Annotated in this window: 16 protein-coding genes; 5 read left to right on the forward strand and 11 right to left on the reverse strand. The window is 32.8% G+C overall.

The genetic code is table 11. The features are described from left to right. Positions 1-28: 28 nt before the first annotated feature. The 5 genes from ABD011_RS02995 to ABD011_RS03015 form a co-directional block, all read right to left on the reverse strand. Positions 29-595: a hypothetical protein gene (locus ABD011_RS02995; protein WP_343795659.1), complete on the reverse strand. Its 567-nt coding sequence runs from the start codon at positions 593-595 to the stop codon at positions 29-31. A 27-nt stretch (positions 596-622) separates the two neighbouring features. Continuing rightward, positions 623-1,660 (reverse strand): aldo/keto reductase, encoded by a 1,038-nt coding sequence (locus tag ABD011_RS03000; protein WP_343795661.1) that lies wholly within the window; start codon positions 1,658-1,660, stop codon positions 623-625. A gap of 61 nt (positions 1,661-1,721) precedes the next feature. Continuing rightward, on the reverse strand, positions 1,722-2,147 hold the full coding sequence (locus ABD011_RS03005) for a lysozyme inhibitor LprI family protein (RefSeq protein ID WP_343795663.1): 426 nt from the start codon (positions 2,145-2,147) through the stop codon (positions 1,722-1,724). 89 nt (positions 2,148-2,236) lie between these two features. After that, complete coding sequence (locus ABD011_RS03010; protein ID WP_343795665.1) at positions 2,237-3,196, reverse strand: OmpA/MotB family protein; 960 nt, start codon at positions 3,194-3,196, stop codon at positions 2,237-2,239. A gap of 11 nt (positions 3,197-3,207) precedes the next feature. Further along, positions 3,208-3,978, reverse strand: a complete 771-nt coding sequence (locus ABD011_RS03015) for an exodeoxyribonuclease III (protein WP_343795667.1) — start codon at positions 3,976-3,978, stop codon at positions 3,208-3,210. 113 nt (positions 3,979-4,091) lie between these two features. Between ABD011_RS03015 and ABD011_RS03020 the strand changes: the two genes are divergently transcribed. Continuing rightward, a complete protein-coding gene (locus ABD011_RS03020) occupies positions 4,092-7,502 on the forward strand; it encodes a hypothetical protein (RefSeq protein ID WP_343795669.1) in 3,411 nt (1,136 codons plus the stop codon). 72 nt (positions 7,503-7,574) lie between these two features. Then, positions 7,575-8,156 carry a DUF3575 domain-containing protein gene (locus tag ABD011_RS03025; protein WP_129759561.1) on the forward strand — a complete coding sequence of 194 codons (582 nt, stop codon included), beginning with the start codon at positions 7,575-7,577 and terminating at the stop codon, positions 8,154-8,156. 83 nt (positions 8,157-8,239) lie between these two features. On the opposite strand, the gene ABD011_RS03030 is transcribed toward ABD011_RS03025, so the two are convergent. Both ABD011_RS03030 and ABD011_RS03035 read right to left on the reverse strand, forming a co-directional pair. After that, positions 8,240-9,784, reverse strand: coding sequence for a glycine--tRNA ligase (locus ABD011_RS03030; protein ID WP_129759560.1), 1,545 nt, complete (start codon positions 9,782-9,784; stop codon positions 8,240-8,242). Between the two features lie 63 nt (positions 9,785-9,847). Then, complete coding sequence (locus ABD011_RS03035; protein ID WP_343795672.1) at positions 9,848-10,732, reverse strand: hypothetical protein; 885 nt, start codon at positions 10,730-10,732, stop codon at positions 9,848-9,850. Between the two features lie 177 nt (positions 10,733-10,909). Between ABD011_RS03035 and ABD011_RS03040 the strand changes: the two genes are divergently transcribed. Next, entirely contained in the window at positions 10,910-11,479 is a 570-nt protein-coding gene (locus ABD011_RS03040) for a ComF family protein (RefSeq protein WP_343795674.1), read from the forward strand. A 113-nt stretch (positions 11,480-11,592) separates the two neighbouring features. Next, a complete protein-coding gene (locus ABD011_RS03045; RefSeq protein ID WP_343795676.1) occupies positions 11,593-13,200 on the forward strand; it encodes an Ig-like domain-containing domain in 1,608 nt (535 codons plus the stop codon). Here the strand turns inward: ABD011_RS03045 and ABD011_RS03050 are convergent. From ABD011_RS03050 to ABD011_RS03060, 3 genes are all read right to left on the reverse strand, one after another. Next, positions 13,187-13,966 (reverse strand): amidohydrolase, encoded by a 780-nt coding sequence (locus ABD011_RS03050; protein ID WP_343795678.1) that lies wholly within the window; start codon positions 13,964-13,966, stop codon positions 13,187-13,189. The two genes, ABD011_RS03045 and ABD011_RS03050, sit on opposite strands and share 14 nt — an antisense overlap. An 11-nt stretch (positions 13,967-13,977) precedes the next feature. Further along, entirely contained in the window at positions 13,978-14,448 is a 471-nt protein-coding gene (locus tag ABD011_RS03055; RefSeq protein WP_343795680.1) for a hypothetical protein, read from the reverse strand. An 87-nt stretch (positions 14,449-14,535) separates the two neighbouring features. Continuing rightward, entirely contained in the window at positions 14,536-15,678 is a 1,143-nt protein-coding gene (locus ABD011_RS03060; protein ID WP_343796776.1) for a methionine aminotransferase, read from the reverse strand. Between the two features lie 83 nt (positions 15,679-15,761). Here ABD011_RS03060 and ABD011_RS03065 point away from each other — a divergent pair, with 83 nt between their 5' ends. After that, the gene (locus ABD011_RS03065; protein WP_343795682.1) at positions 15,762-17,852 is read left to right on the forward strand and encodes a S46 family peptidase; all 2,091 of its coding nucleotides are present in this window, start codon (positions 15,762-15,764) and stop codon (positions 17,850-17,852) included. 90 nt (positions 17,853-17,942) lie between these two features. Here the strand turns inward: ABD011_RS03065 and ahcY are convergent, their stop codons facing one another. Then, entirely contained in the window at positions 17,943-19,259 is a 1,317-nt protein-coding gene (ahcY, locus tag ABD011_RS03070; protein ID WP_129759553.1) for an adenosylhomocysteinase, read from the reverse strand. Positions 19,260-19,309 lie beyond the last annotated feature (50 nt).

Consider the following 19,309-nt stretch of genomic DNA (forward strand, 5'->3'; position numbering starts at 1 on the left):
TTCACTATCGTGGAAAGGGGTTTTTTTATTACCATTTTTCAGTTTTATATAGTTTTATGATTTTCCAATTTCCATCTTTTTTTTCATAATGGATATCGTATCCTTGTCCCCAAAGTCCACTTCTACTTACACCTACTGAACTTATACAAGCACTATCAGAATTAAAATTAACCTTGGAGAATCTGTATAACAAATCATATTCCTTCCAATCGATAGTCTTTTTTAGAACTAGAGTATCAGCTATTACAATATTATGTTTGCTTATCTTGTTTATTGAGTTTTCTAATGTTTTGTTTAAACTTAATTTATTGTCTTTTAATTTTAAAAAATCTTCACTAAAACCTAAACTAATTAAAGGATGAATAGCTACTTTCATTCGAACCTTTTTTAAGGAATCCTTTGTTTTTTCACTTATTGAACCTGAAACTAACGAATCATTTACTATTTCAGGTAATGGAGGTAAAGGAAAACTTAAACTATCAATTGTTATACCGATAATTTCTTCAACATTATTATTTAAATCAAAACTCTTATGATTGCAAGAAAAAAATGTTGTAATTCCAATAAGGTATGTTATAACTATTCTCAGTCTCATAAGTTTAAAGATTAAAGCAAGAAAGTATCAAGGAGCTGGATTAGGTATTTCAGCATGTACTTGGTCTATTTCTTTAAGGATATCATCAGTTAATGTGATGTGTATACTGTCAATGTTTTCCTGTAACTGTTTGGTACTGGTTGCTCCAATAATATTGCTGGTTACAAAAGGACGTTGTGTTACAAATGCCAAAGACATTTGAGCTAATGACATGTTGTAGTCTTCAGCAATTTTTAAATATCGCTTTGTAGCTTCGGTGGATTGTGCGCTACTGTATCTTGCAAATCTAGGAAAGAGATTTAATCGCGCGTTTTCTTCATCTTGTCCTTTTATGTACTTACCAGATAATACACCAAATGCCATTGGTGAGTAGGCTAAAAGCCCAATATTTTCACGTAATGAAATTTCAGCTAAGTCACCTTCAAAGGTTCTGTTCAATAGTGAATACGCATTTTGTATGGTAATCATTCTTGGTAAATCATGAGTTTTAGATGCTTCTAAATAACGCATAGTTCCCCAAGCTTTTTCGTTTGAAATACCAGCATGTCTAACTTTTCCAGACTTGATAATATCGTCTAAAGTTTCTAAAACCTCATGAAAATTATCACTCCACACATCAGCAGAATTGTGTTTATAATCTCTTATGCCAAAGGTGTTTGTTTGACGCTCTGGCCAATGCAGTTGAAACAAATCAATATAGTCGGTTTTTAATCGTTTTAAACTATTCTCAACCGCTTCATGCAGTGCGTTTTTGCTAAACCCATTAGTTCTTATATGTGCTGTGTAATCTCCTGGTCCAGCAATTTTACTTGCTAAAATAACCTTGTCTCTATTACCAGTTTTTTCAAACCAGTTTCCTATAATTATTTCGGTGTGCGCATAACGTTCAGGTGTTGCTGGTACAGGATATAATTCGGCAGTATCAAAAAAGTTTATGCCATGGTCTAAAGCCATATCCATTTGAGCAAAGCCTTCGTCTTGGGTGTTTTGATTTCCCCAAGTCATTGTGCCTAAACATAGTTTGCTCACTTTTATATCGGTATTTGGGAGTGTAGTGTATTTCATATTATTTTCAGTAAAAGCAGGAATCGTTTTTTAATTAAACAAGGTTTTAGCAGTATTAAATTTAGTATAATTCTTCCAATATCTTTCTAATAGCTTTAATTCTTAACTTGGTATGTTCTATCATTGAATACATATAGGTATTAGCTTCAGCACCTCCATCTAAACCTTCACATTTTAACAGACTGATACTTTTTCGTTCAGACTCCCAGTTAGCTTGATAATCTTTAAATACATTCTTTAAGCTATCATTATCAATTTTTTTTAAAAATTGATTAAAATCACTGAGCATAATAGAATCTACTTTTCTTAGTTCAATGTTAAGGCAAATTCTAGCTTCAATAGTTGTTCCTGTAGTACTATCACAATTAATTCTAGTTGCTAGTTCTAGATACTTCATATCTTTCAAAAAACCCACATCTTTGGTGTTTTGAGCGAAGCTTAAATAGGGAATAATTAAGATTAAAGCGTATTTTAATAGAGACTTCATATTAAGTTATAAATATAAGAAGACCTTTCAGTTTATAAAACTTGAAAGGTCTAAATATGTGTTAAGATTATATGCCTTTTAAGATAAGCTTATATATCATTCAATAACTTTGAAATCTCGTCTAATTTTGGTGTTAAAATTACTTCAATTCTTCTGTTCTTCGCTTTCCCTTCAGCAGTATCATTGCTTGCAACAGGTGCAAACTCTCCACGTCCTGCAGCAGTTAAATTTTCAGGGTTTATTGAAGGGTTTTCTCTTAAAATAGTAACGATAGCTGTTGCTCGTTTTGTTGATAAATCCCAGTTACCACTAAGTTGACCATTGCCTGTATAAGGAACATTATCTGTATGTCCTTCAATAAGGATAGCAATTTCAGGGTTCTTAGCTAAAACACTACCAAGTTGTTTTACTGCTTCTCGTCCGTTAGCACCAACAGCCCAACTACCAGATTGGAACAATAGTTTGTTTTCCATAGATATATATACTTTTCCGTCGCGTTGCTCTACGGTTAAACCTTTACCTTCAAAATTAGTTAACGCTTTTGAAATAGCGTCTTTTAATCGTGTCATGGCAGCATCTTTAGAGGCTATCACATTTTCAAGTTCAGCTACACGTTGCGATCTACTTTCCAGTTCTTTTTTCAATTTCTCTAAACGCTCGTTTTCGGCAGCAAGTGCTTGTTCTTTAGCTTCTAGTTGCGCTAACAATTCTCTATTCTTTTTTGAGTTTGCTGCAATAGCTGAAGAGCTGTTTTTTTCTAAAGCATCATAAGATTCTTTTAAGTTGTCGAGATTGGTTTTTGTAGCGTCATAATCGGTTTGCAATTTATCACGCTGAGCAACAGTTGCGTCGTAATCTTTTTTAAGTTTTGCCAAATCGTTTTGAGCTTTGTTTAAAGCATCAGACAAACTTTTGTTCTCACTGGATAACGCTCTGTTTTCCTTTTTTAAATCGGCATATTTGTTTTCTAAATCAGTATAGATTTTTTTAGATACACATGATGTTGTTAAGGTTAGTGTAAGTGCTATTAACGACAATTTTTTAAGCATATAATTAAGTTTTAATTGTTTTGGGTTTCAATTTCTAATAAAATAGGACAATGGTCACTATGAACAGCGTCAGATAGTATAACGCTTCGTTTTATGTTTTCTTGTAAAGGTTCGGTTACCATAGCATAATCTAGTCGCCAACCTTTGTTGTTGGCTCTTGCATTGGCTCTATAACTCCACCAAGTATATTCTTGTTTTCCAGGATGTAAATGTCTGAAAGAATCTATAAAACCACTATTGATAAAATTGCCTAACCATTCGCGTTCTTCGGGCAAAAATCCTGAAACGCCTTTCATTTTAGGATTGTGAATGTCAATTTCTTCATGGCAAATATTATAATCACCACACACTACAAGGTTAGGGTAGGCTTCGCGTAATTCATTTAAATATTCATGAATCATATTCATATACTCAAATTTATGCGCTAACCTATCATCATTGGTTCCTGAAGGTAAATACATACTCATTACTGAAACACCATTAAAATCGGCTCTAATGTTTCTGCCTTCAAAGTCCATAGACTCTATTCCTGTACCAAACTCTACATGATCTGGTTTTATCTTGCTAAGTATAGCAACACCACTGTAGCCTTTTTTTTGGGCACTAAACCAATAGTTGTGAGTGTAACCTGCTTCTTCAAAAATATCTAAATCCAATTGCTCTTTTAAAGCTTTTATTTCCTGAAGGCAAACAACATCTGGATTTGCAATTTTTAACCAATCTATAAACCCTTTATTTAATGCTGCTCTTATACCATTGACGTTATAGGAAATAATCTTCATTGAATCGTTTTTTTGAATTTTAGCTAAAATAAATAATACTGTACTTTTACACTAAAATTTTATGGAGCTTTTAACTATAAAATATTTTTGTGTTTAAAGAGTTTTAGGTACTGATGAAAATTGCTATTGCTTGTGTGTGTGTTTTAATGTCTTTTTGTGCTTTAGCGCAAGAATCGACCTCTAATTACAGAACCAAAAAAGTAGCAGTAAGTGATACCATAAAAATTGACACTGTAAGCATTAACTCTAGCAAGTTTGTGTTAAAGACTAAAACTAATGTGGTTATTGACAGCTCTAAGTACAATGTCGATTTTTCTAAAGCGCTCTTAACTTTTAATGCTCCTGTAGAAACTGATACACTTGTTATTGAATACTTGCGTTTTCCTGAGTTTATGACTCGTAAATATTTTCAGTTGGATGACAATATTATTGTCAATAACACCAATGATACACAACGATTGTATAGGTTGCAACAATCTACACTACAAAATAATTTCACACCTTTTGACGGTTTAAATACTTCAGGAAGTATCTCTAGAGGTGTTACTATTGGTAATAACCAAAACTCAGTATTAAACAGTGAATTGGATTTGCAAATCACAGGTAAATTGAACGATAAAGTCTCACTGCGAGCATCAATACAAGATGCAAATATACCTTTGCAAGAGAGTGGATATTCGCAACGATTAGATGAGTTTGATCAAGTGTTTATTGAGTTGTTTAGTGACAATTGGAACATTAGAGCAGGAGATATCGATTTGGTTAACAACAGTAGCTATTTTGCCAATTTTACTAAGCGAGTACAAGGATTGCTGGTTAATGTGGATTTAGAACACCCTAACTCTAAAACCAATTTTTTTGCTTCAGGTGCTTTGGTAAGAGGGCAGTTTACAACCAGTAAGTTTACAGCTCAAGAGGGTAACCAAGGTCCTTATAAACTTAGAGGACCAAATAACGAGTTGTTTGTGCTTATTGTTTCTGGAAGCGAAACGGTTTATGTTAATGGAATTCCGGTTGAACGTGGAGAAAACAAAGACTATATCATAGATTATAATGCTGGTGAGATTATTTTCAACTCAACCTATCCTATCACTTCTGAAATGCGTATCACTGTCGATTATCAGTTTAGTGAACGTAATTTTTCGCGTTTTACAGCGTATGGAGGTGGAAGTTATGAAACCGAAAAACTAAAGTTAGGTGTTTCGGTGTATTCTGAAGTGGATGCTAAAAATCAACCCTTACAGCAAAACCTATCTAATGAACAAAAGCAAATATTGGCCAATGCAGGTGATGATAGCTCCTTAATGGTTGCGCCTTCTGATGTTCCTGAAAATTACAGTGAAAATCGAATTTTGTACAAAAAGGAACTCATTAATGGTGTTGAAGCCTTTGTGTTTTCAAACAATCCTGATGACGAATTGTTTAATGTGAAATTCTCGTTGGTTGGTGATAATCAAGGAAATTACATTATAATAAATAGTAATGCCATTAATAATATTTACGAGTATGTGCCATCAGTAAATGGTGTGCCACAAGGAAATTATGAACCTGTTGTGCAGTTGATAGCACCTACAAAATTGCAGATAGCAGTACTGAATGCAACATATAAGCCAACTGAGAAAACAGATGTGTATTTTGAAGTTGCAGGAAGCAAAAACGACCTCAATTTATTTTCGGGTTTAGATGATGCTAATAACGATGGGTTTGCTGCTAAATTAAAAGTGAACCAAAAACTGATACAAACCGATAGCCTTTGGAACTTAAATGCTTATGTAGATGCAGATATTATCCAGGAGAATTTTAAAACCATTCAACGTTTGTATTATGCCGAATTTAACAGAGATTGGAACCTCGAAGATCCACTTGGTAATCAAAACCTGTTGAGTTCTGGAGTAGAATTATTTCATCCTAAAAAAGGAATTGCAAATTATAATTTTGAGTATTTAGGGTTTTCTGAAAACTTCACAGGAAACCGTCACAGCCTTTTGGCTAATTTGAATTTTAAAGGTTTAAATGTATTTACAAATACAAGCATAACCAAGAGTGATAACACAATTTCAGATTCTAGGTTTTTTAGGTCATTTAATCGTGCTGTGTATGGTTTTAACAAACAATGGGTTGGTGCCAAATTAGCTTCAGAAGAGAACAAGCAACGCGAAAAACTATCAGGTAATTTCACTAATTTAAGTCAGCGCTTCACGTCTTACGAAGTGTTTTCAGGTATTGGTGATAGTACAAATGTGTTTGTTGAATTGGGTTATAAACACAGGGTTAATGACAGTTTAAGGGTTGAAGGGCTTAAGCGTGTAAATAGTTCAAATACGTATTATATTAAGTCAAAGTTGATACAAAATGATAATACCAATTTAGGAGTTTATGTTAATTACCGAAAATTAAAATGGATAGAAGAAGCTGTTGAAGATGAGCAGTCGTTGAACTCTAGAGTAAACTACAATCAAAACTTGTTTAATAATTTAATACAATGGAATACAATTTTTGAGACCAATTCAGGAACATTACCGCAACAAGATTTTACTTATGTTGAAGTTGAAGCAGGACAAGGTAGCTATACTTGGATTGATTATAACGAAGATGGAATTCAAGAGTTGAACGAGTTTGAAGTGGCTCAATTTCAAGATGAAGGAAATTATATACGCGTGTTATTGCCTAATCAGGTATTTATAAAAACACATCAAAATAGGTTGAGTCAAACTATAACCTTAAATCCGCAGCAATGGTCAGTTTCAGAAAATAAATCCAAAAAGTTCTGGTCTCATTTTTACAATCAAACCGCATTTTTAATTGACCGAAAGTTGAGAAAAGAAGGCAATGACTTTAATTTAAATCCTTTTGAAGAAGATGAGAACAACCAATTGGCAGTTAATAAAAGTATAAGAAATGTGTTGTTTTTTAATAGAGGAAAACAGCGTTTTACAACATCTTACACATTCTTGTCTAATAGTAATAGAACAGTACTTTCAATAGGATTTCAACAAAATAAATTAAAGAGTCATCAGTTTAATTTTAATCATAAATTCGGGAAAAGCTGGTTGCTTAACATGACTTCGGCTATTGATGTCAATGAGAGCGAAAGTGAAAATTACAGCTCAAGAAATTATACGATTGACGAAGTAAGGTTTAACCCAAAGTTGTCATATTTATTCAATGAAAATGCAAGTTTTGATGTGTTTTACCAATACACTTCAAAAGACAATACTATTGGTAATATGGAAACCTTACTTCAAAATAATTATGGAGTTTCTTTTACATATAATAACGCACAAAAAATTTCACTTACAGGTGAAGTCAATTTGTTTCAAAACACTTTTGAGGGTAATGCCAATACACCTGTAAGCTATCAAATGCTAGAAGGCTTACAACCAGGAAAAAACTTTACTTGGAGTTTATTGGCTCAAAAGAAATTGACTAAGTTTTTAGATTTGAATTTAAACTACTTTGGAAGAAAAACCGAAACCTCCAAGACCATTCATACAGGAACAGTACAGTTGAAGGCTTATTTTTAAAAATAAGTGAATTCTCACGCAACGTTTTCACTACTATTGCATCTTTATAGTATTAATTTTTATCTATTCTTTATGAAAAAAACAATTTTGCATGTAGCCTTATTATTATCTGTCTTTGCTGTAAATGCTCAAGAATTAACAGATGAAGCGCCAAAAAAATCTGAAATTTCAACAAACCTATTAGATTTAGTAGTTGCAGGAACTTTAAATGTAAATTACGAGCGTTTGTTCGACAAAAATCAATCACTATTAATTAGTGCTAACTTTTTTGATACCTATGGTTATTATGACGCAGGATATATTGAAAAAAGCAATGCATTAAGTTTTAAGGCTGCTTATTTAATTTACTTTTCTAAAGAAAAAGAGCATGCAGGTTTTTTCTTTTACCCTCAATTAAAAGTTAGAACAGGAGAAATTACTGTTGAAGAATATTATTACTATGACTATGAAAATGAAACATCAATTGAAGAAGAATACACCTATGATGTTGATGGGTTTTCAGCAGGCTTTGGAATTGGACATAAATGGATGTTTAGTAATAAATTTACTCTAACACTTTATGGTGATATTGCAAGAAACCTAGGAAATTTTGATACTGATTATTTAGAAAATATCGAATTAAGGTTTGGAGTTAATTTTGGTTACAGATTTTAATCTACACAAAATGCTATAAAAAAATCCCAAGAGTGTACTTGGGATTTTTTTATTGAGGTATGTTAGTTTTTTGTAGTGATAAGTTACATTTTCATTAACCACTCACGAACATCAACTTCTTTTTTGATAATGTCTCTTAACTCAGAAACCTTAACGCGCTTTTGCTCCATAGTGTCTCTATGACGAATTGTAACTGTGTTGTCTTCTAAACTTTCTCCATCTACAGTAATACAAAATGGCGTACCAGCAGCATCTTGTCTTCTGTAACGTTTACCTACAGCATCCTTTTCATCATAAAATACGTTGAAGTCCCATTTTAGGTCATCAACAATTGCTTTAGCCATATTTGTTAAAGCTTCATCTTTTCTTACTAATGGTAGTATAGCAGCTTTTGTAGGTGCTAAAACAGCAGGAAGTTTCAACACATCGCGTTTAGAACCATCTTCTAATTCTTCTTCTACTAATGCGTTTGAAAACACTGCTAAGAACATTCTGTCAAGTCCAATAGACGTTTCTAGAACATAAGGCACGTAGCTTTTACCTTCTTCGTGGTCAAAATACTGTAGCTTTTTACCAGAGTATTCTTCGTGTTGTTTTAAATCAAAATCTGTACGCGAGTGGATGCCTTCTAGTTCTTTAAATCCGAATGGGAATTTAAATTCAATATCAGTAGCAGCATCAGCGTAGTGTGCTAATTTTTCATGATCATGGAAACGATAGTTGTCTTCGCCTAAACCTAGAGATTTATGCCATTTTAAACGTGTGTCTTTCCAATAGTCGAACCATTCTTTTTGGGTTCCTGGTTTTATGAAAAATTGCATTTCCATTTGTTCAAACTCACGCATTCTAAAAATAAATTGTCTTGCAACAATTTCATTTCTAAATGCTTTTCCTGTTTGGGCAATTCCAAAAGGAATTTTCATACGTCCTGTTTTTTGAACGTTTAGAAAGTTTACAAAAATACCTTGAGCTGTTTCAGGTCGCAAGTACAAATCCATTGCACTTTCAGCAGAAGCACCTAGTTTGGTGCCAAACATAAGGTTAAATTGCTTTACATCTGTCCAGTTACGACTTCCTGTAAGTGGGTCGGCAATTTCCAACTCTTCTATCAACGCTTTTACATCAGCTAAATCTTCATTTTCTAAAGATTTTGCAAGACGCGATAAGATAGTATCAATTTTTTCTTGATACCCTAAAACACGTTGATTTGTGGTAATAAATTCTTGTTTATTAAATGCGTCACCAAAACGTTTTTCTGCTTTAGCAACTTCTTTATCTATTTTAGCTTCAATTTTGGCACAGTAGTCTTCAACAAGCACATCAGCTCTATAGCGCTTTTTAGAGTCTTTGTTATCAATTAATGGGTCGTTAAAAGCATCGACGTGTCCTGAGGCTTTCCAAGTAGTTGGATGCATAAATATTGCAGCATCAATACCTACAATATTATCGTGCATTTGTACCATGGCTTTCCACCAATAGTCACGTATGTTTTTTTTGAGTTCGGCTCCATTTTGTGCATAATCATATACAGCACTTAAACCGTCGTATATTTCACTACTTTGGAATACGTATCCATACTCCTTTGCGTGTGATATAACCTTTTTAAATTGATCGTCGTTGTTTGCCATGATGCAAAAATAAAAAACCGCACCAACTAACGGAACGGTTTTTCAAAAAATAAAATTAGTTAGTTAATTAAGCTCTATTTTGGTTGAACCTAAATGATGATTTTTGTGAAACACATTAATGTGATAGGTGCCTTTTGTTAAAGGTTGATCGTCATTATCTGTGTCTATTGACAGTGTGACATCCATATCATTATTTTGGTAATTAACCACTTCTTTAAGACTGTAGATTAATAGCGAATTTCCAAAATCAATTGAGCCTTTATCAGCTACTACATTGTTTTTTGGGTTTACTATTTGAACATATAATTCTTTATCTCCATTCTCAGCTAATGCATTTTCAACCAAAGTAAAACTTACGTCTATTTGGTTGGTACTACTAGCTTTTCGAGTAATTATGGCTTTTCCTAAAAAGTTTTTAACCGCTTTAGCTTTAAAAGAATTTGCAGTTAAAACAGCTCCTTCTTCTAGCTTTTTGTTTAATATAAAATTTTCTTCAGAAAGCTTTTTGTTGGTAAGTCGCTCTTTTTGTAACTCGTTGTAAGCTAATAGTTTTTCCTTTTGAAGGTTGTGGTTGATAGCCTTTAGAGAGTCTATAGTAAAGAACAATAAATTGTTTTTTTCTTTAAGATTAATAACTTGGTTCTTAAACTTCGAAATCACAGATAAGTCTACTTGCATAAGCTTTAGAGAATCCAAAGCTACTTGTGTTTCTCTTTTGGCATCTTCGAGTTGAGTAGATAAAAGATTATTAGAGGTAAGCGAGTTGTCATATCTCAAAATCATTTGAGATAATTCATTTTCCATTAAGTGTTTTTCTTGTTCTAAAAATTGTTGATGAGTTCTAATGGATTGGTAACTTGTAAAACTAAAAACACATAAAACCGCAATAGTTGCTACTAATGAACCTATAATTAATCTGTAGTTAAAAAATTGAGGGTTAACTATCATTATTAATTTGTTATTTCCTCGCGAAAGTATAACTTTATGTTAAGGTTGATTATTTTTATCGATGAAATGATAAAAAACTTGTTAAACTTGTTTTTTCCAAAGGTTTGTCTGTCATGTGCAAGCTATTTGGGTGATAATGAAGCATATATTTGTATTAAGTGTAGGCATGATCTTCCATTGACAAATTTTCATTTTAATGAGGACGATACCGTTAAAAAAGTACTTTATGGAAGAGTAAAACTTGAAAATGCAACCGCCTTTTTACACTTTTCTAAAAAAGGGATTGTACAGCAACTTATTCATAAATTAAAATATAAAGGTTACGAAGAGGTAGGAACATTTTTAGGGAAGTGGTTAGGGGCTGAATTAAAAACGATTGAAGCTTATAACACAATAGATGTAGTGATACCAGTGCCTTTACATAAACATAAACTTAGAAAGCGAGGATATAATCAGGTTTCAAAGTTTGCAGATGAAATTGCCAAAGCCTTAAATGTAAATGTAAACACGACAACATTACAAAAGATTGCAAATACTAAAACGCAAGTATTTAAGGACAGATTAAAACGAACCGATGATAGTAAAACTATTTTTGCTATATCTGAAAACCAATCATTAAAACACAAGCATATTTTATTGGTTGACGATATTATTACAACAGGAGCAACAATAGAAGCTTGCGCTAATGCCATGTTGCAAATAGAAGGCGTTAAAATAAGTGTGGCAACTATGGCAATTACACATTAACGTATTGCTTAACGGTAGGTGGTTTTCGTTTTTTAATACAATAAAACTTAATAAGTTTGAGTTTTGAGTATAGTTTTTAAAATTGTTTCTTTGTGCAAAATTATTCTTATTTAATGCGCTCATATATCACACGGATTTTAGGCATTGTTTTCTTAGCATTAGTTATTGCTAGTTGTGCTAATAGAGGAACTCCATCAGGTGGAGAAAAAGATACTGAACCACCAGTAATACTAAAATCTGTTCCTGAAAACTTCACGACAAATTTTAAGGGTAACGAAATTCGAATTTATTTTGATGAATACATTAAGGTGAAAGATGTTCAGCGTCAGCTTATCATTTCACCACCAATGGACACACAACCAGATATTATTCCGTTAAGTTCAGCAAGTAAGTATATAAAAATTACCATAAAAGATACGCTTCAACCTAATACAACTTATGCGTTCAATTTTGGTGAAAGTATAGTAGATAACAACGAAGAAAACCCTTACCCTTATTACAGATATGTATTCTCTACAGGTGATTATATCGATTCGCTTTCGGTTAAAGGTGTGGTTATGGATTCTAAACTTAAAAAACCAGATACCTTTGTTTCGGTAATGCTGTATGAAGTCGATTCTACTTTTACTGATTCTATCATTTATAAAGAAAAACCTAAATACATTACTAATACACTAGATAGTGTTACAACATTTAGTATTGATAATTTAAAAGCTGGTAAATACTTGATGGTTGCTGTAAAAGATGAAAACAGTAATTACACATTTGAGCCTAAAAGTGATAAAATAGGATTTCATAAAGACTTTATTGAAGTCCCTAGCGATTCCATTTATACTTTAAAACTATTTGAAGAAGAACTCGATTTTAAAGCTATAAAGCCAAAACAAATTGCAAAACAACGAATTGCTTTTGGCTATGAAGGAGACTATAACGGAATGCAGATTGAAATGCTCAACGACAGTATACCTAATAACTTTAAAACCAAAATAACTAAAGACAGTAAAACTGATACTTTGTATTACTGGTACAAACCTAAATTAGAATTAGATTCTACATTGTTTGTGGTTAAAAATAAAACGTATGTTGATTCACTAAAACATAGGTTTAGAGATTTAGATAAAGACTCATTAACTGTTAGAGCGTTGGTTTCAGGAACTATAGATTTTGGTAAAGATTTTTCATTACAAGGAAGTACGCCTTTTGTGTCTTTAAACGAAAAGCAGGTGACTATCTTAGATCAAGATTCGGTAAATGTAGATTTCACTACAGAGTTTAACGAAATGGAAAACACCTATGCTTTTAAGTTTGAAAAGTCCCAAAACAATACCTATAAGATACAGATGTTACCAGAAACATTTACCGACTTTTTTGGTAAAGTTAATGATACGCTAAACTTTAATTTAAAAACTAAAGCTTATTCTGATTATTCTAATGTGAGAGTGACTTTAAGAAACGCTAAATATCCTGCTGTTGTTCAACTTACTGATGATAAAGGCGAAGTTAAATATGAACAATTTGCTACAGAGTTAAAGCCAATAGATTTTAGGTATATTCTTCCAGGAACTTATTTTTTAAGAGTTGTGCATGATGCTAATGGTAACCAAAAATGGGATACAGGAAATTACCTTAAAAAGATACAGCCCGAACGCGTTAGCCACTTCCCTGATGCTATAGACGCAAGAGCTAATTGGGACCCTATTATTGAATTTATTCTAGAGTAAAACGGTCTTTATCGTTTAAAAATCTGAGTTTATTACGATAAAATGTAATATGGCTACGCTCTAGCGTAACTATTTCAGTAAGGTCTTTATTGGGTTTTATAGGTAGCATCACATTGCCCAAAACATCGTAAGCAGCTGAGTGTCCACAATATTCGTTTTCCTTTTCGTCAACACCAATTCGGTTTACACCAATGCAATATGTCATGTTTTCTATTGCTCTTGCTTTCAGCAATGCGTCCCAAGCTTGTATGCGAGGTTTAGGCCAATTGGCAACATATAGCAATAAGTCGTAGTCTTCAATGTTTCGACTCCAAACAGGAAATCTTAAGTCGTAGCATATAAGAGGACAAATTTTCCAACCTTTAAAATCGATAACTAATTTATCACTACCAGCTGAAAATACTTTGTCTTCACCTGCTAAAGAGAAAGTGTGGCGTTTATCATATTTATGGATAGTTCCATCTGGTTCTACAAAACACAGTCTATTATAAAACGCGTTATTTTCTTCAATAATTAAGCTGCCAACTAAAGCTGCATTTTTGTTATTGGCCATTTTTTGCATCCACTCTACAGATTTACCAGTCATGGTTTCAGCATTATCCTTGGCATTCATGGTGAAACCTGTGGTAAACATTTCAGGAAGAAGTATAACGTCAACAGGCTTGGTGATGTCTTCTATTTTTTGTTTAAAATGTTTGCGGTTTTGTTTTGGGTCTTCCCAAATTAAATCCGATTGTAAATAAGCGATTTTTAGTTGGTCTTGCATTGAGTTTAGGCTCACTTGAGCTTCTTTTTAGACTTATCGTAGTTTTCTTTTAGTTTTTCTATTTTTTCAAGCCATTTTGTCTCGTCATTAGGAGATAGTTTTCCTTTCTTTTTTAGCTTTTCGTACTTGCTTTGAGCGTCTTCTAATTTTTTAGAAGCTTTATCAAATTTTGATTGCGCCTTTTCTTTTCGTTTTAATTCTTTTTCGGCCTTTTTTTGAGCTTTTTCAGCTTTTTTTGCTTGATTTTCGAGTTTTTTAGCTTCTTTTTCTTGTTTTTGTACTTTGTCGTATTCTTCTTTTGCTTTGGCTATTTTTACTTTAAATGCTTCAATTTCTTCTTTAGTAAACGTATCAGTAACATCTTTTCCTTCAAGGAAAATTTTTCCTTTTTTTATTTCGTAAGTTTTTCCTTCATGTTTAACTTCTTGTGCGTTTAAGTACAGTCCTAAGCTTAAAAATAATATTGTAATCCAGAATTTCATGTATTTATGTATTTGGTTTCTATGTAAAGTAAGACACAGAATTATTGTAAAAGTAACTCTTTTGTAGCAAATTAATTCAACTATTTTTTAAATGCTGTTTAATAATTCTGCAGCCTTTTTTAGAGTGTCATTTGTTTTAGCAAAGCAAAAGCGTAGCACATGCTCATCTAAATTATTATCGTTAAAAACTGATAATGGAATTGAGGCTATACCATGCTCAATAGTTAGGCGTTTTGCAAAATCTACATCATGCTCTAGTGTAATGTCAGAGTAATCCAATACTTGAAAGTATGTGCCTATTGAAGGTGTAAACTTAAAACGAGAATCTTTTATTAATTCTAGAAATAAGTTGCGTTTTTCTTGATAAAACTCAGGTAAATTCAAATAATGATTTGGCTCTTTCATATAATCCGATAGTCCTTTTTGTGAAGGATGATGCACAGAAAACACGTTAAATTGATGCAAACTTCTAAAAACGTCCATTAGTGTTTTTGGCGCACAACAGTAACCAATTTTCCAACCAGTATTATGAAATGTTTTTCCAAAAGAAGCTGTTATAAAACTTCGCTCTTTTAAGTTTTTAAACCTACAAACACTTTGGTGTTGTTCACCATCAAAAATAATATGCTCATATACTTCGTCACTTAAAACAACAATATCTGTTTCGTTAGTTAATTCTTGTAACTTGAGCATATCAGCTTTACTCATTACTGTTCCACTTGGGTTGTGAGGTGTGTTGACAATAATCATTTTGGTATTACTGTTTATGCTTTTCGCAACAGTATTCCAATCAATAGTATAGTTAGGTGCTTTTAGTTGTATAGCAATGCTTTTTCCACCATTAAGTTCAATTGCAGGTTGATAGCAATCATAAGCAGGTTTAAAAATAATAACTTCGTCATTTGGTTTTATAAATGCTGATATTATAGTGAAAATAGCTTGGGTAGCTCCAGCTGTAACGGTAATTTCATTTTCAGGATTGTAACTAGAATTATAGAGTAACTCATATTTTTTACTGATAGCATGACGTAAACCCAAATGTCCTTGCATAGGTGCATATTGGTTGTACCCAGAATTCATTGCGTTTGAAACTGCATCAATGAGTTTTTGGTCGCTTTTAAAATCAGGAAACCCTTGTGCTAAGTTCATAGCATTATGGGTATTTGCCAATGTACTCATTACAGAAAAAATGGAGTTGCCTACGTTGGATAGTTTTGATTGGTGGTATATCATAATATCTCGTTAAATTGATAAGTTTTAAAGATATAAAAATGTACTTTTTTTATTTTTACGCAAACTATAAAATATTAAATATGCGCATAATAAAATTGCTTTGCTTTTTCGTTGTTTTTCAAATGTCTGCCCAACAAGGAGGTATGTGGATTCCATCTCTTTTAGAAGGTATGAATGAAGATGAAATGCAAAGCCTTGGAAGTAAATTAACAGCTAAAGATATTTATGATGTTAATAATTCTAGCCTTAAAGATGCTATTGGACATTTTAATGGAGGTTGTACAAGTGAGGTGATTTCCGAACGTGGTTTGGTACTTACTAATCACCATTGTGGCTTTAGTCAAATCCAATCACATTCTTCTTTAGAAAACGATTATTTAAAAGATGGATTTTGGGCAATGTCTTTGGAAGAAGAACTGCCTAACGAAGGACTTTATATTGAGTTCATTGTAAGTATTCATGATGTTTCTGAGACCGTTTTAAAAGGGATTAATAACTCTATGACCGAAAAAGAAAAACAGTCTTTAATTGATCAAAATAGAAATGCAGTAATGGACTCTTGGCCAAAAGAAGAATGGCAAGATGTAAAAACAAAATCTTTTTACAAAGGCAATCAATATTTCTTATTTGTAACCGAACGATTTGAAGATATTAGATTGGTAGGAGCACCTCCAAGCAGTATAGGTAAGTTTGGGAGTGATACTGATAACTGGGTGTTTCCAAGACATACAGGTGATTTTTCGTTATTCAGAATTTATGCTGATAAAAATAACAGACCAGCAAAATATAGCAAGGACAACGTTCCTTATAGACCAAAACATTTTTTACCTGTTTCGTTAGATGGTATTGAAGAAGGGGATTTTACAATGGTTTTTGGTTTTCCAGGTAGAACAAACGAATACCTTCCAGCTGTGGCCATTGAGCATATTACTGAAGAGTATAACCCTACAAATATTGCAATTAGGGAAGCCGCTTTAAAAGTGATTGATGCTAAGATGAAAGCGAGTGATGAAGTACGTATTAAATATGCCTCTAAGCAAGCTAGAATTGCAAATGCATGGAAAAAATGGATAGGTGAGAATTTAGGCATTGAGAAGAGTGATGCTGTTGCTAAACGACGTGAGTTTGAAGCTACATTTACAAAAGCTTTAAAAGAGAATAATTTAGAAGAAAAATATGCGCACATTCTTCCTGAGTTTGATAGACTTTATAAAGACTTTGCTCCAATTAATATCAAAAGAAGGAATTTTACCGAAGTTTTTTTAGTAACCAATGAGTTAATGCAAATGACGTATAGGTTATACAAATTTGAGCAAGCACTTGTTGACAATCCTGAAGATTTTGAAAAGCAAAAACCTGATTTAATCCAACGCCTTAAGAAAATTCATAAAAATTATGATGTTGATGTTGATAAAGGTGTTTACTTAAATGTAATGCCATTATATGGAGAATCTGTTGATGCCTCAATTTATGATAAAACGGCTTTAACAAACTTAGACTCTGCTTTAAAGCTTTTAGAAGGTGACGTTAAAAAAGTTCTGAAAAATATAAATAAGGATGCTGCTTATGCTTACGCAAAACCTATGATAGAGGAGTATTTTAATACAATAGACCCTGAGTATAAAGAAAAAAACGAGCTAATAACTGCATTGCAAACTGATTATATGACAGCTTTAATGAAAGCATTACCTAATGAACGTTATTTTCCTGATGCAAATAGTACTTTACGTGTTACTTATGGACAAGTTCGAGGCTATTCGCCAAGTGATGCTGTGTATTACAGTCCAGTAACTTATTTAGAAGGAATTATGGAAAAGTATATTCCTGGTGATTATGAGTTTGATGTACCACAAAAGTTAATAGACTTATACAATACTAAAGATTTTGGTCCATATGCTGATAACAACGGAAAAGTGCCAGTGTGTTTTATAGGTACTAATCACACAACTGGTGGAAATTCTGGTAGTCCAGCTATAGATGCTTACGGAAATTTAATAGGACTCAATTTTGACCGTGTTTGGGAAGGTACTATGAGTGACATGAATTATGATCCTGAAATTTGTAGAAACATTATGGTAGATATTAGATATGTCCTTTTTATAATAGATAAATATGCAGGAGCAAAACACCTAATTGAAGAAATGAAATTAGTTAGTAAAACAGCTCAATAAATTGGATAAAAATAAAACCCTTACTAAATTTAGTAAGGGTTTTTTATTATCTAAAAGCAAAGCAATCTATAGTTTAGACGCTAGCTTTTTTTAGTATCTATAATACTCAGGTTTATAAGGACCTTCTACCTTAACACCAATATACTCTGCTTGGTCTTGCTTAAGTTCTGTTAGCTCAACACCAATTTTTTCAAGGTGTAATTTCGCTACTTTTTCATCAAGATGCTTTGGTAACATATACACTTTGTTTTCGTAAGCGTCTTTGTTATTCCAAAGTTCTATTTGAGCCAATGTTTGGTTTGTAAACGAGTTACTCATTACAAAACTTGGGTGTCCTGTTGCGCAACCTAAATTCACCAAACGACCTTGAGCTAAAATGATAACATCTTTACCGTTTACGTTGTATTTGTCAACTTGTGGCTTAATTTCATCTTTAGTGTTACCGTAGTTTTTGTTTAACCAAGCCATGTCAATTTCATTGTCAAAATGTCCAATGTTACAAACTATGGTTTTGTCTTTCATAGCTTCAAAGTGCTCACCACGAACAATATCTTTATTTCCTGTAGTTGTAATTACAACATCTGCATTACCAATAACAGTTTCCAGTTTCTTCACTTCAAAACCATCCATAGCAGCTTGTAGTGCACAAATAGGGTCAATTTCAGTAACAGTTACAATACTTCCTGCACCTTTAAAAGAAGCAGCAGTACCTTTACCAACATCACCATAACCACAAACAACCACACGTTTTCCAGCTAGCATAACGTCAGTTGCACGACGAATAGCATCTACAGCACTCTCACGGCAACCGTATTTGTTGTCAAATTTAGATTTAGTAACAGAATCGTTTACGTTAATAGCAGGCATTGGTAATGTACCTTTTTCCATACGCTCGTATAAACGGTGAACACCTGTTGTAGTTTCTTCACTTAATCCGTTAATTCCAGGAACTAACTCTGGGTATTTGTCTAATACCATATTTGTTAAATCACCACCATCATCAAGAATCATGTTAAGTGGCTTTCTGTCTTCACCAAAGAAAAGTGTTTGTTCAATACACCAATCAAATTCTTCTTCGGTCATATTTTTCCATGCATAAACTGCAGTACCAGTTTCAGCTATAGCAGCAGCAGCTTGATCTTGCGTAGAAAAGATGTTGCAAGAACTCCAAGTTACTTCTGCACCAAGAGCCTGTAATGTTTCAATCAAAACAGCAGTTTGAATAGTCATGTGTAAACATCCTGCAATACGAGCACCTTTTAAAGGTTGTTCATCTTTATATTCTTCACGAAGGCTCATTAAACCTGGCATTTCTGCTTCGGCTAATTCAATCTCTTTTCGTCCCCAAGCCGCAAGCGACATATCTTTTACCTTATTAGGTACGTAAGCAACAGTTTTTGTGTTCATATTAGTATATTTGTCTTTGTAAAATTAATTGAGACTGCAAAGATAACTAA

This window comes from Gaetbulibacter jejuensis (genome assembly GCF_039524015.1).
Classification (GTDB): Bacteria; Bacteroidota; Bacteroidia; order Flavobacteriales; family Flavobacteriaceae; genus Gaetbulibacter_B; species Gaetbulibacter_B jejuensis.

What these genes read in the sequence shown, in the direction of transcription:
- ABD011_RS02995 (WP_343795659.1), bottom strand. Translation starts at nt 595, where the DNA reads ATGAGACTGAGAATAGTTATAACATACCTTATTGGAATTACAACATTT.
- ABD011_RS03000 (WP_343795661.1), bottom strand. Translation starts at nt 1,660, where the DNA reads ATGAAATACACTACACTCCCAAATACCGATATAAAAGTGAGCAAACTA.
- ABD011_RS03005 (WP_343795663.1), bottom strand. Translation starts at nt 2,147, where the DNA reads ATGAAGTCTCTATTAAAATACGCTTTAATCTTAATTATTCCCTATTTA.
- ABD011_RS03010 (WP_343795665.1), bottom strand. Translation starts at nt 3,196, where the DNA reads ATGCTTAAAAAATTGTCGTTAATAGCACTTACACTAACCTTAACAACA.
- ABD011_RS03015 (WP_343795667.1), bottom strand. Translation starts at nt 3,978, where the DNA reads ATGAAGATTATTTCCTATAACGTCAATGGTATAAGAGCAGCATTAAAT.
- ABD011_RS03020 (WP_343795669.1), top strand. Translation starts at nt 4,092, where the DNA reads ATGAAAATTGCTATTGCTTGTGTGTGTGTTTTAATGTCTTTTTGTGCT.
- ABD011_RS03025 (WP_129759561.1), top strand. Translation starts at nt 7,575, where the DNA reads ATGAAAAAAACAATTTTGCATGTAGCCTTATTATTATCTGTCTTTGCT.
- ABD011_RS03030 (WP_129759560.1), bottom strand. Translation starts at nt 9,784, where the DNA reads ATGGCAAACAACGACGATCAATTTAAAAAGGTTATATCACACGCAAAG.
- ABD011_RS03035 (WP_343795672.1), bottom strand. Translation starts at nt 10,732, where the DNA reads ATGATAGTTAACCCTCAATTTTTTAACTACAGATTAATTATAGGTTCA.
- ABD011_RS03045 (WP_343795676.1), top strand. Translation starts at nt 11,593, where the DNA reads ATGCGCTCATATATCACACGGATTTTAGGCATTGTTTTCTTAGCATTA.
- ABD011_RS03050 (WP_343795678.1), bottom strand. Translation starts at nt 13,966, where the DNA reads ATGCAAGACCAACTAAAAATCGCTTATTTACAATCGGATTTAATTTGG.
- ABD011_RS03055 (WP_343795680.1), bottom strand. Translation starts at nt 14,448, where the DNA reads ATGAAATTCTGGATTACAATATTATTTTTAAGCTTAGGACTGTACTTA.
- ABD011_RS03065 (WP_343795682.1), top strand. Translation starts at nt 15,762, where the DNA reads ATGCGCATAATAAAATTGCTTTGCTTTTTCGTTGTTTTTCAAATGTCT.
- ahcY (WP_129759553.1), bottom strand. Translation starts at nt 19,259, where the DNA reads ATGAACACAAAAACTGTTGCTTACGTACCTAATAAGGTAAAAGATATG.